Here is a 13,651-nt window from a genome sequence, read left to right as displayed (position 1 = left end):
GCTACCCGCCGGGCGTCGTCGCGCCGCCGCCCTCGGCGGGCTCCTCGTCCGTCGCGGGCGCCGTCGCCCCCGAGAGCGCGTCGATCTTCCAGCGACCGCCCTCCTTCACGAGCCCGAGACGGTCGGTCACGGTGTCGTCCCCGTCCTCGGACTCGACGACCGCGGTCGCCTGCGAGCCGGAGATCTCGATCGAGCGGACGTCGAGGTCGAAGCTGTCGGCGTCGTCGACGGGATCCTCGAGCGCCTCGGGGCACGTCTGCCGGCCCTCGGCGGTCGCGCGGATGCGCTCGACGAGGCCCTCGGAGAGCAGGGTGCAGATCTCGTCGGTGTCGCGGTCGACGCCCGCGTCCTCGAGATCCTCGATCGCGTTGGCCACGAGCCGCTGCTCGCCCTGGAAGTCGACCCCGTCGTCGTCGTCCGCCGGCTGGCACCCGGCGAGCAGGACGGCCGCGCCGAGGGCGGCGATGAACGGGCGCGCGGCGGCGGGCATCGGCGAGAGGGTACCTTGATCCTCGTATGGCCGAATCGTCCGCGCACACGCCTCCGCCGAGCGTCCCCCGCGGGCGCCACGCCCCGCCGCTCGAGGTCCGCGTCGGCGTCCAGCGCGCTCGTCTCTTCGAGGCGGCGGCGAGCGTCTTCTCGCGCAGCGGCTTCGCCGACGCCTCGGCCGAGGCCATCAGCCGCGAGGCGGGCATGTCGAAGGCGACGTTCTACGAGCACTTCAAGAACAAGGAGGAGTGCCTCCTCGCGCTCTTCGACGAGGCCGCGACGACGATCATGCAGGCGATGGCCGACGCCCAGCGGGTGAACCGGCGGGAGTCCGAGCACTACCGCGAGTGGATCGAGCGGGGTGTCCGCGCGTTCCTCGACACCCTCATCAGCCATCCCGAGGCGTCGCGGACCCTGCTCGTCGAGATCGTCGGCGCCGGCCCCATCGCGCTCGAGCGGCGCGACCGCATCTTCAACCTCTTCGCCGAGCTGCTCTACACCGACAACCGCGACGTCGCTCCGCGCTACGGCGCCCCGACGTTCGCCTCGCTCGAGGACGCCTACGCCATCGTCGGCGCGATCGCCGCGCTCGTCGACCGCCAGCTGCGCACCGGCGTGCCGGAGGACCCCCGGGACCTCGAGCCCGTCATCGAGCGGCTCTTCTTCGGTCTTCTCGGGGAGGCGCAGACGCTCCGCGACGGCGGGTCGTGAAGGCGCGCGAGCTCGCCGCGCTCGAGGAGCGCGTCGTCGAGTGCCGCGCCTGCCCGCGACTCGTCGACTGGCGCGAGCACGTCGCGCGGGAGAAGCGCGCCGCCTTCGCCGACTGGGAGTACTGGGGCCGGCCCGCTCCGGGGTTCGGGGATCCGGCCGCGCGGATCGTCGTCCTCGGGCTCGCGCCGGCCGCCCACGGGGCGAACCGCACGGGCCGCGTCTTCACGGGCGACCGCTCGGGCGACTTCCTCTACGCGGCGCTCCACCGCGCCGGGCTCGCGAACCAGGCGCTCTCGGTGTCGCGCGACGACGGGCTCGAGCTGCAGGGCGCGTGGGTGACCGCGGCCGTGCGCTGCGCCCCGCCCGCGAACAAGCCGACTCCGGTGGAGCGCGACGCCTGCCTCCCGTGGACGGTCGAGGAGCTGCGGCTGCTCGACGACGCGCGCGCCGTCCTCTGCCTCGGGCAGTTCGCGTGGGACGCCGCCTTGCGGCTGCGGGTCGCGGCGGGCGCTCCGGCCGCGCGACCGAAGCCGCGGTTCGGCCACGGCGCCGAGTTCGACGACGGCGGCTGGCTGCCGATGCTCGGCTGCTTCCACGTGAGCCAGCAGAACACGTTCACGGGCCGGCTCACCGAGGAGATGATCGACGCGGTCCTCGACCGCGCGAAGGAGATCGCGGGATTGCGGTGAGCGCCGCGCGGCCGCTCCGCCGGCGGCCCCCGGATCCGCGAGAACCCAGACGCGGCCGCCCGGCGACACGCTTTGAGTTCTCGGCGGGGGTGGGCGGCCCCGGGGGACCGCGAGAACCCAGACGCGGCCGCCTGGCGACACGCTTTGAGTTCTCGGCGGGGTGGGCGGGGTCGGCGGGCCGGCGAGGGTGGGTGGGCCGGCGCAGGCGGCCGGCCCGCGTGAGAGCGTGAGCGCGCCCCCTGCGCCGGGTACCCTCGATCGGTGTCGCCGCCCGACCCGCTCGCCGCCTTCACCCCCGCCGTCCGCGAGTGGTTCACGGGCGCGTTCGCCGCGCCGACGGCGGTGCAGGAGCAGGCGTGGCCCGCGATCGCGACGGGCGAGCACGTCCTCATCAGCGCCCCGACCGGCTCGGGCAAGACGCTCGCCGCGTTCCTGTGGGGCCTCGACCGGCTCGTCGCCGCTCCCACCGACCGGGACGTCGCCCCGAAGGACCGCCGGGTGCGCCTCGTCTACGTCTCGCCGCTCAAGGCGCTGAGCTACGACGTCGAGCGCAACCTCCGCGCGCCGCTCCGCGGCATCAGCGGGACGGCCGACCCGCCGACGGTCGCGATCCGCACGGGCGACACGCCCCAGCGCGACCGCGCCCAGATGCTCCGCACCCCGCCGGACATCCTCATCACGACGCCCGAGTCGCTCTACCTCATGCTCACCTCGCGGGCGCGGGCGATGCTCACCGGGGTCGAGGCCGTCATCGTCGACGAGATCCACGCGGTCGCGGGGACGAAGCGCGGGTCGCACACCGCGCTCACGCTCGAGCGGCTCAGCGCCCTCGTCGCCGAGCACGAGAACCGCGACGTCCAGCGCATCGGCCTCAGCGCGACGCAGAACCCGCTCGAGGAGGTCGGGCGGTTCATGGTCGGCCCGCGGCGGACCTGCACGATCGTCGACGCGGGCGTCCGCAAGCCGCTCGACCTCAAGATCCACGTGCCCGTCGAGTCGATGGTCGAGCCCGAGCAGGTGACGGAGTCGCGGGATCCCTTGGAACCCGTCCCAGGTGGCGAGAGCACGCGCAAGTCGATCTGGCCGGCGATCTACCCCGAGCTGCTCGACCTCGTGCAGGAGCACCGCTCGACGCTCGTCTTCGTCAACAACCGCCGCGCCGCCGAGCGGCTCGCCCTGCGCCTCAACGACCTCGCCCGCGAGCGCCGCGCGGAGGCGGACGGCGGCGAGCCCGACGAGACGCTCGTCATCGCCCGCGCCCACCACGGCTCGCTCGCGCGCGAGGAGCGCCTGGTCGTCGAGGAGCTGCTGAAGAGCGGCGAGCTGCCGTGCCTCGTCGCGACCTCGTCGCTCGAGCTCGGGATCGACATGGGCGCGGTCGACCTCGTCCTCCAGGTCGAGTCGCCGAAGTCGGTGTCGCGCGGCCTCCAGCGGATCGGCCGCGCCGGACACAACGTCGGCGACACGAGCAAGGGCCGGATCTTCCCGAAGTTCCGCGGCGACCTCCTCGAGTGCGCCGTCGTCGCGAAGCTCATGCGCGAGGGCCGCATCGAGCCGACGGTCGTCCCGCGCAACGCGCTCGACGTCCTCGCCCAGCAGATCGTCGCGATCGTCGCCGCCGCCGAGGACGACGACGGGGACGTCCACGTCGACGACCTCTTCGCGCTCGTCACGCGGACCCACAGCTACGCCGAGCTGCCGCGCGAGCTGCTCGAGAACGTCCTCGACATGCTCGACGGGCGCTACCCCTCGCAGGAGTTCGGCGACCTCCGCCCGCGGCTCGTCTGGGACCGCGTGGCCGGCACGCTGCGCCCGCGCAAGGGCGCCCGCTCGCTCGCGGTCGCCAACGCGGGGACGATCCCCGACCGCGGCCTCTACGCGGTGACGCTGCCCGACGGCCGCCGCGTCGGCGAGCTCGACGAGGAGATGGTCTACGAGGCGCGACCGGGGCAGACGTTCCTCCTCGGCGCCTCGACCTGGCGGATCGAGGAGATCCAGCGCGACCGCGTCATCGTCACGCCCGCACCGGGCGCCCCGGGCGCCGTCCCGTTCTGGCGCGGGGACACCGTCGGCCGGCCGAAGGAGCTCGGCGAGGCTCTCGGCGCGTTCTCGCGCGAGGCGGTGAGCGCGGACCCGGCCGACCTCGAGCGCGAGTACGACCTCGACGAGCGCGCGGCGCGCAACCTCGTCGCGTTCCTCCAGGAGCAGGAGGACGCGACCCGCGTCATCCCGTCGGACCGCGCGGTCGTCGTCGAGCGCTTCCGCGACGAGATCGGCGACTGGCGGGTCTGCGTCCTCAGCCCGTTCGGCGGCCGCGTCCACGCGGCGTGGGGCCTCGCGCTCGGCGCGCGGATCCGTGACGAGCTCGGCCTCGAGTCGGACGCGATCTGGTCCGACGACGGGATCATCGTCCACCTCCCGGACTCCGACGAGGCGGGGGTGGAGGATGTCCTGGAGCTCGTCCTCGTCGATCCCGACGAGCTCGAGGACCTCGTCGTCCGCGAGCTCGGGACGAGCGCGCTCTTCGGCGCGCGCTTCCGCGAGAACGCCGGCCGGGCGCTCCTCATCCCGCGGGCCTATCCGGGGAAGAGGACGCCGCTCTGGCAGCAGCGGCTCAAGGCGCAGAACCTCCTCGAGGTCGCGAAGCGCTACGGCCAGTTCCCCATCGTCCTCGAGACGTACCGCGAGTGCCTGCGCGACGTCCTCGACGTCCCGGGGACCGCCGAGCTGCTGCGCCAGCTCCACCGCCGCGAGATCTCGCTCGTCCCCGTCGAGACGCTGCGCCCGTCGCCGTTCGCGAGCTCGCTCCTCTTCGACTACGTCGCGACGTACATGTACGAGGGGGACACGCCGAACGCGGAGCGCCGCGCGGCCGCGCTCTCCCTCGACCGCGACCTCCTGCGCGAGCTGCTCGGCCAGGACGAGCTGCGCGACCTCATCGACGTCGACGCCCTCGCCCAGGTCGAGGCGGACCTGCAGCACACGAGCGACCGCACCCGCGCGGCGACCCGCGACGAGATCGCCGACGTCCTGCGGCGGGTCGGCGACCTGTCCGACGCGGAGGTGGCGGCGCGCGTCCACGAGGGCGTCGACGTCGGCGAGGCGCTGCGCGTGCTCGCCGACGAGCGCCGGGCCGTCCGCCTGCGGATCGGCGGCGAAGAGCGCTGGATCGCCGCCGACGACGCCGGGCTCTACCGCGACGCGCTCGGGACGGTCCCGCCCGGCGGGCTGCCCGGCGCGTTCCTCGAGGACGTCCCCGACGCGCTGGGCCGGCTGCTCGACCGCTACGCGCGGACGCACGGGCCGTTCACGACGCACGAGGTGCGCGCGCGGTACGCGCTCGGCGCGAGCGTCGTCGAGTCCGTGCTCGGCGGCCGCGAGCGCGACGGCGGGATCGTGCGCGGCGAGCTGCGTCCGGGCGGCGGGACCGAGCGCGAGTGGTGCGACGCCGACGTCCTGCGGCGCCTGCGGCGCGCGTCGCTCGCCGCGCTGCGCAAGGAGATCGAGGCCTCCGACCAGCGGGCGCTCGGGCGCTTCATGCCGAGCTGGCACGGCATCGACCGCCACCCGGCGGCCGGCGCGGGCATCGACCGGCTCCGCGAGATCCTCGTCCCGCTGCAGGGCGGCCCGATCCCGGCGGAGATCTGGGAGTCCGACGTGCTCCCGCGACGCGTCGGGGCGTACTCGCCGACCTGGCTCGACCAGCTGTGCGCGAGCGGCGAGGTCGTGTGGGTCGGGGCAGGGTCGCTCGGCCGCCGCTCGGGCCGGGTCGCCCTCTACTTCCGCGAGGACGCCGCCGCCATCGGGCCGCCCGGGCTGCGCGAGACGACGGGCGAGCGGCCGGAGGGGCCCGTCCACGACGCGCTGCGCGCGCGCCTCACGACATCCCCGGCGTTCTTCACCGACCTGCTCGCGGACGCCGATCCGGCGCTGCCGGCGGAGGAGCTGCAGGACGCGCTCTGGGACCTCGTGTGGGCCGGCGAGGTGACGAACGACGCGTGGGCGCCGCTGCGCGCGCCGCGGCTCACGCTCGCGCGATCCGACGCCGCGCGGGCGGCGCGCCGCGGTCAGCGGGCGGGGACGCGGTTCGCCTCGCGGCGGGTCGGGGCGCAGGCGGGCGTCGTCGGGCGCTGGGCGCTCACGGCGCCGCTCTTCGCGGCGACGGGCGAGACCGTCGACCCACGCGCGCGGCGCCGCACCGTCGCCGAGCTGCTCCTCGAGCGCCACGGGATCGTCACGCGCGAGCACGTCGCCGCGGAGGGGATCGCCGGCGGCTTCAGCGCGCTCTACGACGTCTTCGGCGACCTCGAGACGCTCGGCGTCTGCCGTCGCGGCTACTTCGTCGAGGGTCTCGGCGGAGCGCAGTTCGCGCTCCCCGGCGCGGTCGAGCGCCTGCGATCGCAGCGCGACGACGAGGAGGCGCCGCCGCTCGTCCTCGCCGCGACCGACCCGGCGCAGCCCTACGGCGCCGTGCTGCCGTGGCCGAAGCGCGGCGGCGCCGGGGAGGCCGAGGACGCACGCACCGCGCGACGACCGTCGCGCGTGCGCGGCGCGACCGTCGTCCTCGCAGGCGCCGAGCCCGTCCTCCACGTCGAGAAGGGCGGCCGGGGCCTCCTCACGCTCGTCGACGCGCACGACGCGCGGCTGCGCCCGGCGCTCGCCGAGCTCGCGCGCTGGGTGACGGGGGGCCGGGGCCGCCGCCTCTCCCTGGAGCGGATCGACGGGCTGCCGATCATCGGCCACGAGCTGGAGCCCGCGGTGATCGAGGCGGGCTTCCGCCAGGGCCCGAAGGCCCTCACCCTCAGCGCCTGAGCTCAGCCGCGCTTCACGCGCGGGTTCATGACCCCGGCGGGATCGAGGGCCGCCTTCACGCGCTCGTGGGCGGCGACGGCGGCGGGCGACCACTGCTCCGCGAGCCAGCCCGCCTTCAGCAGGCCGAGGCCGTGCTCACCGGTCACCGTCCCGTCGAGGTCGAGCGCCATGCGGAAGAGGTCCCGGGCCGCCGCGTCGGCGCGACCCCGCTCGGTGTCGTCCCGCGGGTCGAGGAGGAACGTCGAGTGGAGGTTGCCGTCGCCCGCGTGCCCCCACGAGCACGCCTCGAGGTCGTGCCGGGCGCCTATCTCGAGCGTCCCCTCGACGGCGTCGGCGAGCCGCTCGACGGGCACCGCGATGTCGTCGCTGAGCTTGCCGCCGCGCACCGAGGCGACCGCGATCGAGACGCCGTCGCGCCACCGCCACAGCTCCCGCGCATCGGGCCGCAGCACCGTCCCGCCGCCCTCGGCGAGCGCCTCGGCGACATCGGCGACGTCGTCCTCGTGCGTGTCGACCTCGGCGACGAGGAGGAACCCGGGGTCGTCGGGCAGCTCGCCGGGGAAGGTCCCGGCCGCGGCCCGCAGCGCCCCGCCGTCGAGGAACTCGACGACCGAGGGCACGACCCCGCACGCGAGGACGGCGTCGAGCGCCTCCTGGCCCGCCCTCGGGTCCCGGTAGACGCCGGCGAGCGGGATCTCCACGCGCGGGGCGGGCATGAGGCGCAGCCAGACGGCGGTGACGATGCCGAGCGACCCCTCGCTCCCGGTGAGCAGACCGGCGAGGTCGTACCCGGCGACGTCCTTGCGCGTCGGCCCGCCGACCGAGATGAGGTCCCCCGTCCCGAGGACCGCCTCGACCCCGGTCACCCAGGCGCGGGTCACGCCGTACTTGAAGCAGTGCGGCCCGCCGGCGTTCGTCGCGACGTTGCCGCCGATGTGCGACTGCTCGGCCGCCCCGGGATCGACGGGGAAGCGCAGCCCGGACTCCCGCGCGAGGCGCTGGACCGTCTGCGTCGTCACCGCCGCCTCGACGTGGGTCCGCCACTGCAGCGGGTCGAAGGCGCGGACGCGGCGGAGGCGCTCGACCGAGACGACGACCGAGGCGGGGTCCTGCGGCACGCACCCGCCGGAGAAGCCGGTCCCACCGCCCCGCGGGACGACGGGCACCCCCCGCTCGGCGCACCACGCGACGACGGACGCGACCTCCTCGGGCGAGCCGGGCCGCACGAGCGCGCTCGCGACGCCGGTCACGCCTGCATAGGCGCTCGCGTCGGCGAGGTCCGCCGGCGGCGGGTCGGCGACGACGTGCTCGGAGCCGACGAGCCCTGCGAGGTCCGCGGCGACGGCGGGGGCGGACGGGGCCATCTCGTCACCGTAACGCGTGCCGTCCGTACCCTCGGTGCAAGCGCATGCCCGAGGGCGACACGATCCACTACGCGGCGCACCGCATCCGCCCGATCCTCGAAGGGACCGTTCCCGAGGAGATCCTCACGCCGCACCCCCGGTTCGGCGCCGACCGCTGGCCGGAGCGGCTCGCCGGGCGCGCCGTCCACGCGGTCGAGGCGCACGGCAAGCACCTCTTCCTCCGCTTCGAGGGCGAGCTCGTCATCCACTCGCACCTGCGCATGACCGGCTCGTGGGGGACCTACCGGCAGGGGCAGCGCTGGCGCCGCTCGCCGCGACGCGCGTGGCTCGTCCTCCGCGCGCGGGGGCACGAGGTCGTCGAGTTCGACGGCCCGGTGCTCGAGCTCATGACCGAGGGACGCGCCCGCTTCGACCAGCGGATCGCCGCGCTCGGCCCGGACGTCTGCGGCGAGGACTTCGACGAGGGCCGGTACCTCCGCCGCCTGCGCGAGGACGACCCGACGCGGCCGATCGGGGAGGCGCTCCTCGAGCAGCGGACGGTCGCCGGCATCGGGAACATCTGGAAGAGCGAGGCCTGCTGGGAGGCGCGCGTCGACCCGCGACGGCGGACCGGCGAGGTGACCGACGACGAGGCGCTGGCGCTCGTGCGCGGCGTCCGGCCCCGCATGAGGGAGTCCGCGCGCTCGGGGTCCGGCGGACGCGACGCGCGGGTCTACCACCGCGAGGGCCGGCCGTGCCGGCGCTGCGGCACGCCCGTCGTGGCCGGCCGCCAGGGCGACGACAACCGCACGACGTACTGGTGTCCCGGCTGCCAGCAGTGACCTTGCGCACGGAACCGACCCGCGCACGGTCTATCTTTGACCGGTGACCATCTCCAGGGGGTCATCGGGGCCGGCGATCCGACGGCGCATGCGGCGCGTCGGCCACAAGGGCGCCCACCACCTCGCGCACGGGAACACGTCCGAGAGCTTCGACGCCGCCCTCTCGCTCGGCGTCGACATGATCGAGTTCGACGTCCTTCCCGAGAATCGCGACGGCACGGGCGAGCTCCTCCTCGCCCACGACTACGAGGACGCCGCGGCGCGCACGCCGCTCACGCTCGACGAGGGCCTCGCGCACCTCGCGGCCTCGGCGTTCGCCGCCGTCGAGCTCGACGTGGACATGAAGCTGCCCGGCTACGAGGAGCGGATCGTCGCGGCGCTCCGCACCCACGGGCTCGCGGAGCGCTCGCTCGTCTCGACGATGGAGACGGTCTCGCTGCCGCGGATGCGCGCGCTCGCGCCGGAGGTCCGGCTCGGCTGGTCGGTCCCTCGCGTCCGCCGCGACTACCTCGCGCATCCGGCGACGAAGCCGCTCGCCTACGCCGCGATCGGCTACCTGCGCCGGACCCTCCCTCCCCGCCTCGGGGCGGCGCTGCGCGCCGGCGAGATCGACGCGGTGATGTCGCACTGGTCGCTCGTCACCCCCCGGTTCGCCCGTGCGATCCGCGCGGCGGGCGGCGAGCTCTACGTGTGGACCGTCGACGAGGCGCCGCGCATCCAGCACCTCGAGCGCCTCGGCGTCGACGGGGTCATCACGAACGACCCGCGGCTCTTCGGCGCCCCCGTCGCGAGCTGAGAGCCACCCGACCCGGCTCGCTGACGCAGCGCGCCTCTCGCAAGGGGCTCTCAGCGGACGACGCAGGTCGCGGCGCTGGCGCCCGGGGGGTCCGCGCCGAGCGTGTCGCCGTGGCCGCCCGTCGTGCGCCGGCGGGCCCGCCGCACGACCTCGCCGCGGCGCCGCCACTCGTAGAGGACGAGGCCGCGCAACCGGGAGGAGCCCGCTCGCGGCGGCTCGATCTCGAAGTCGCGCCCGGTCTCGCGCGCCTTCACGCGGGCGTGACCGAGGGAGATCCACCCGCTGTCGCCGCCCTCGCCGACGCGACGCCAGTCGCCGTCGCCCGTGCGGTACTGGAGGACGATGCGGACGTGCATGCGCTCCGCGCGGTGGCCGCTCCCGGCCATGGAGACGCGGATGCCGACGACGTCCTCGCGGCTGTCGGTGTCGCAGACGTTCACCGTCGCCCAGAGGAGGCCCCGGTCGATCGCCGCCGCGGCCGTGGAGGGAGCCGCGAGGGAGGCCGCCGCGGTGAGGACCGCGAGCGCTCCCACCCCCGCGTGTGGACGGCGCGTCGGCACTTCACGAAGATACGTGATGGATCGCCGAGAGCGTCGTAGTTGATGCATGGGCGAGACCCTCACGATGACGCTCCCGGACGCGAGCGACGCCGACGGCGCGGCCCTCTCCTTCGAGGACCTCTACCGCGAGTGCGCACGAGACCTCTACGCCTACGTCGCGTCGCTCGTCTCTGACCGCGCGACGGCGGAGGACGTCACGGCCACGGCGTTCGAGCGCGCCTACCGCAAGCGGCGCCGGTACGACCGCCGCCGCGGGTCACCGCGCGCGTGGCTGTTCGGCATCGCCCGCCACGCGGCGCTCGACGAGCTGCGCCGGCGCGGACGGACGGCCGCGCTCGTCGTCGAGCCCGACGATCCGTCCGCGGGCGCGGCGTTCGCGCACGTCGAGGGGGAGCCCGCGGAGGAGGCCGCGCGCCGCGCCACCGTCCGCGCCGCGCTCGCCGCTCTCGCGCCGCGGGAGCGCGAGCTCATCGCCCTGAAGTTCCACGCCGGTCTCTCGAACGCGGAGATCGCCGACGTCCTGGACATCTCCGAGACGAATGCCGGAACCCGCGTCCACCGTGCCCTCACGACCCTTCGGAAGGCCTGCTCATGATCCGCCGACCGCACCGCGACGAGCCGCTCGACCCCGCCGTCGCCGCCGATCTCGAGGAGCTCGAGGCCGCCCTCGCCGGCGCCCCCGGCGCCGATCCCGCGCTCGCCGCCCTCGTCCGCGACGTGCGCGCCGAGACCCCGCTGCCGGACGACGCCTTCGCCCGCGACCTCGACGAGCGCGTCGCCGCGGGCTTCCCCCGCGCGAGCCGCCGCGAGCGGCTCGCCGGGCTGACGACCCGCCTGCAGGGCCGCCTCGCCTGGCGTCCGGCCCTCGCGGTCGCCGCCGCCGCGCTCCTCGCGCTCGTCGTCGCGCTCTCCGCGCTGCCCGAGACCGACGAGGCGACCCGCACGGACTCCGGCGAGACCGTCCTCTCGACGCCTGCGCCCGCCGAGGGCCCCGCCGGCCGCGAGGAGGGCGGCGCCCTCGCCGCACCGCAGGCGGACGCCGTGGAGCCCGGGATCGCGCCGGTGCCGCCCGTCCCCGGCCCGGAGCCGGTCCCGCTCGACGGTCCGCGGTACGTCGAGCGGTCCGCCGACCTCGCGCTGCGGACCGAGCCCGACCGCGTGCAGGAGGTCGCCGACGGCGTCGTGCGCGTGACGAAGGGCCTCGGCGGCGTCGTCGCGTCGTCCCGCATCGCGGGTCGAGACGACGGCGGAGAGGCGACGTTCGACCTCCGCGTGCCGACGGAGAGCCTCGACCGGGCGGTCACGGAGCTCTCGGCCCTCGCCTCCGTCTCGCGCCTCCAGGAGGCGACGACCGACGTCACCGGCGCGTTCGTCTCCGCCGAGGACCGGCTCGAGGACGCGCGCGACGAGCGCGACGCCCTGCTTCGCGCGCTCGAGCGCGTCGACTCCGACCGCGAGGCCGCGCGTCTCCGGGAGCAGCTGCGCGACACCCGGGCGGAGATCGCCCGCGCCGAGGCGGAGCTGCGCACTCTCCGCACGCGGAGCGAGAGCGCGCGGATCTCGGTGAGCGTCGCCGGCTCCCCGTCGGGCGACGACGGGGGCGGGACCGCTCCCGGCCCGTGGACGCCGGGGGATGCGGCCGACGACGCGCTGCGGGTCCTCGAGGTCGTCGCGGGCGTCGCGATCGTCGCCGCGGCGGTCGTCGCCCCGCTCGCCCTCGTCGGGCTCCTCGCCGCCCTCGCGGCGCGTCTGGCGGGGCGGCGCAGGCGGGAGCGCGCACTGGACGGCGCGGCGACGTGAGGCCGGCCGGGTAGGATCGCCGCGTGGCGGTCGCTCAGCTCCTCTCGTCGGTCCCGGTCTTCGAGACCCTCGCCGAGGGCGATCTCGAGCGCATCGCGGACGTCGCCGTGCCGCGTCGCTTCGCCGCGCACCAGGTCATCTTCCGCGAGGGCGACACCTCGGACACGTGCTACGTCGTCGAGTCCGGCCATGCCCGCGCGATCCGCGAGCACGCGGACGGCCGCATCATCGCCCTCGCGCACTTCGGCCCCGGCGACATCTTCGGCGAGCTCGCGATGTTCGACGACGAGCGCCGCTCGGCCACCATCGAGACCCTCGACGAGGTCGAGGCGCTCGCGATCCTCGGCGCCGACATGCGGCGTCTCATCAAGGAGCACCCCGACATCGGGGTGAAGCTCGTCGTCTCCCTCGGCCGGCGCCTGCGCGAGGCGAACGAGCGGCTCGCCCGCCAGTCGTTCCAGACGGTCCAGAGCCGCGTCGCCGAGGTGCTCGTGCGTCTCGTCGCCCAGGCGCAGCGCGAGGGAGCGCAGGACGCCGACGTCCTCATCCGCGCGACCCAGGCCGACATCGCCCAGCTCGCCGGCTCCTCGCGCGAGTCCGCGAGCCGCTTCCTCGCCGTGCTCGAGCGAGCGAGCGTCGTCACGCAGGGGCGCGCCCGGATCACGGTCCACGACCCCGACGCCCTCAAGGGCTACATCTACTGATGGCCTGGAGGCGCGGCTAGATGCCGGCGGAGTTCTCGGCCGGCGGCGTCGTCGTCCGCGACGGGCAGTGCGTCGTCATCGTCCCGACGCGGCGCGCCGCGGACGGCTCGAAGGTGCTCGCGCTGCCGAAGGGGCACCCCGACGCGGGCGAGACCGCCGAGGAGGCGGCCCTCCGCGAGGTGCGCGAGGAGGCGGGCGTCGACGCGGACCTCCGCGAGCGCCTCGGCGAGGTCCGCTACTGGTATCAGCGCGACGGCAAGCGGATCGCGAAGGTCGTCGAGTTCTTCCTCCTCGACTACCGATCGGGGGACTGCGCGGACCACGATCACGAGGTCGAGGACGCCCGCTGGGTGCCGCTCGAGGAGGCCGCGAGGGCCCTCACGTACGAAGGCGAGCGCAAGATGGCCGAGAAGGCCATGCAGGTCGTGCGCGCCACTCAGTAGGGTGCGTCCACGATGCAGGTGCTCAACTTCTACTCGACGATCTTCGCCGACCAGCTCAAGCGGGGCCGGAAGACCGCGACGATCCGACTTGGCGACAAGTCCCACAAGTACCGCAAGAACCAGGCGGTGCTCGTGACCATCGGGTACCAGCATTCCCCGCGGGAGAAGATCTTCGAGGCGGTCATCGACCAGGTCGAGGTCAAGCGCGTGAAGGACCTCACGCCGCGGGACATCGAGCACGACAACCCCGAGTTCCGCCGCCACGAGGAGATGATCCACTTCCTCGAGCAGATCTACGGGAAGGCCGTGACGATGGACGACGTCGTGACCGTCGTGCGCTTCTCCCAGATCATCGAGAACCCCCCGACGTTCACCGATCGCCTCCACGGCATCGGCGGCGCGCAGAACTAGCTGTAAGTCCCGAGCAGGTTGTTCAGCCGTTGGACGGGTGGTTGTCGGCCG

At 75.1% G+C, this 13,651-nt stretch carries 13 protein-coding genes; 10 read left to right on the top strand and 3 right to left on the bottom strand.

Translation table 11 applies throughout. The annotated features are described in order from the left end of the window. Position 1: 1 nt before the first annotated feature. On the bottom strand, positions 2-490 hold the full coding sequence (locus ACME2J_RS10975) for a nuclear transport factor 2 family protein (protein ID WP_495544956.1): 489 nt from the start codon (positions 488-490) through the stop codon (positions 2-4). 26 nt (positions 491-516) lie between these two features. Between ACME2J_RS10975 and ACME2J_RS10970 the strand changes: the two genes are divergently transcribed. The 3 genes from ACME2J_RS10970 (at position 517) to ACME2J_RS10960 (ending at position 6,701) form a co-directional block, all read left to right on the top strand. Then, the gene (locus tag ACME2J_RS10970) at positions 517-1,200 is read left to right on the top strand and encodes a TetR/AcrR family transcriptional regulator (protein WP_495544955.1); all 684 of its coding nucleotides are present in this window, start codon (positions 517-519) and stop codon (positions 1,198-1,200) included. After that, on the top strand, positions 1,197-1,889 hold the full coding sequence (locus tag ACME2J_RS10965) for a uracil-DNA glycosylase (protein ID WP_495544954.1): 693 nt from the start codon (positions 1,197-1,199) through the stop codon (positions 1,887-1,889). The genes ACME2J_RS10970 and ACME2J_RS10965 overlap by 4 nt, the downstream gene beginning before the upstream one ends. A 261-nt stretch (positions 1,890-2,150) precedes the next feature. After that, entirely contained in the window at positions 2,151-6,701 is a 4,551-nt protein-coding gene (locus tag ACME2J_RS10960) for a DEAD/DEAH box helicase (protein WP_495544953.1), read from the top strand. 2 nt (positions 6,702-6,703) lie between these two features. On the opposite strand, the gene ACME2J_RS10955 is transcribed toward ACME2J_RS10960, so the two are convergent. Then, positions 6,704-8,065, bottom strand: coding sequence for an FAD-binding oxidoreductase (locus tag ACME2J_RS10955; RefSeq protein ID WP_495544952.1), 1,362 nt, complete (start codon positions 8,063-8,065; stop codon positions 6,704-6,706). A gap of 44 nt (positions 8,066-8,109) precedes the next feature. Between ACME2J_RS10955 and ACME2J_RS10950 the strand changes: the two genes are divergently transcribed. Further along, the gene (locus ACME2J_RS10950) at positions 8,110-8,886 is read left to right on the top strand and encodes an Fpg/Nei family DNA glycosylase (protein WP_495544951.1); all 777 of its coding nucleotides are present in this window, start codon (positions 8,110-8,112) and stop codon (positions 8,884-8,886) included. Positions 8,887-8,929: 43 nt separating this feature from the next. Continuing rightward, positions 8,930-9,682 (top strand): glycerophosphodiester phosphodiesterase, encoded by a 753-nt coding sequence (locus tag ACME2J_RS10945; RefSeq protein ID WP_495544950.1) that lies wholly within the window; start codon positions 8,930-8,932, stop codon positions 9,680-9,682. Between the two features lie 50 nt (positions 9,683-9,732). Here ACME2J_RS10945 and ACME2J_RS10940 read toward each other — a convergent pair whose 3' ends face one another. Then, positions 9,733-10,242 (bottom strand): hypothetical protein, encoded by a 510-nt coding sequence (locus tag ACME2J_RS10940; RefSeq protein WP_495544949.1) that lies wholly within the window; start codon positions 10,240-10,242, stop codon positions 9,733-9,735. A 46-nt stretch (positions 10,243-10,288) separates the two neighbouring features. Here ACME2J_RS10940 and ACME2J_RS10935 point away from each other — a divergent pair, with 46 nt between their 5' ends. From ACME2J_RS10935 to ACME2J_RS10915, 5 genes are read left to right on the top strand one after another with little or no spacing between them, the layout of a single operon-like run. Further along, the gene (locus ACME2J_RS10935; RefSeq protein WP_495544948.1) at positions 10,289-10,837 is read left to right on the top strand and encodes an RNA polymerase sigma factor; all 549 of its coding nucleotides are present in this window, start codon (positions 10,289-10,291) and stop codon (positions 10,835-10,837) included. Then, entirely contained in the window at positions 10,834-12,042 is a 1,209-nt protein-coding gene (locus ACME2J_RS10930; protein ID WP_495544947.1) for a DUF4349 domain-containing protein, read from the top strand. The genes ACME2J_RS10935 and ACME2J_RS10930 overlap by 4 nt, the downstream gene beginning before the upstream one ends. Before the next feature lie 23 nt (positions 12,043-12,065). After that, positions 12,066-12,746 (top strand): Crp/Fnr family transcriptional regulator, encoded by a 681-nt coding sequence (locus ACME2J_RS10925; protein ID WP_495544946.1) that lies wholly within the window; start codon positions 12,066-12,068, stop codon positions 12,744-12,746. A 20-nt stretch (positions 12,747-12,766) separates the two neighbouring features. Beyond that, entirely contained in the window at positions 12,767-13,189 is a 423-nt protein-coding gene (locus ACME2J_RS10920) for an NUDIX hydrolase (protein WP_495544945.1), read from the top strand. Between the two features lie 12 nt (positions 13,190-13,201). Continuing rightward, on the top strand, positions 13,202-13,600 hold the full coding sequence (locus ACME2J_RS10915; RefSeq protein ID WP_495544944.1) for an ASCH domain-containing protein: 399 nt from the start codon (positions 13,202-13,204) through the stop codon (positions 13,598-13,600). Positions 13,601-13,651 lie beyond the last annotated feature (51 nt).

The sequence above is a fragment of the Paraconexibacter sp. genome (assembly GCF_059438195.1).
Note: the sequence above shows the minus strand (reverse complement) of the source record. Positions and strands in the feature narration are given on the sequence as shown.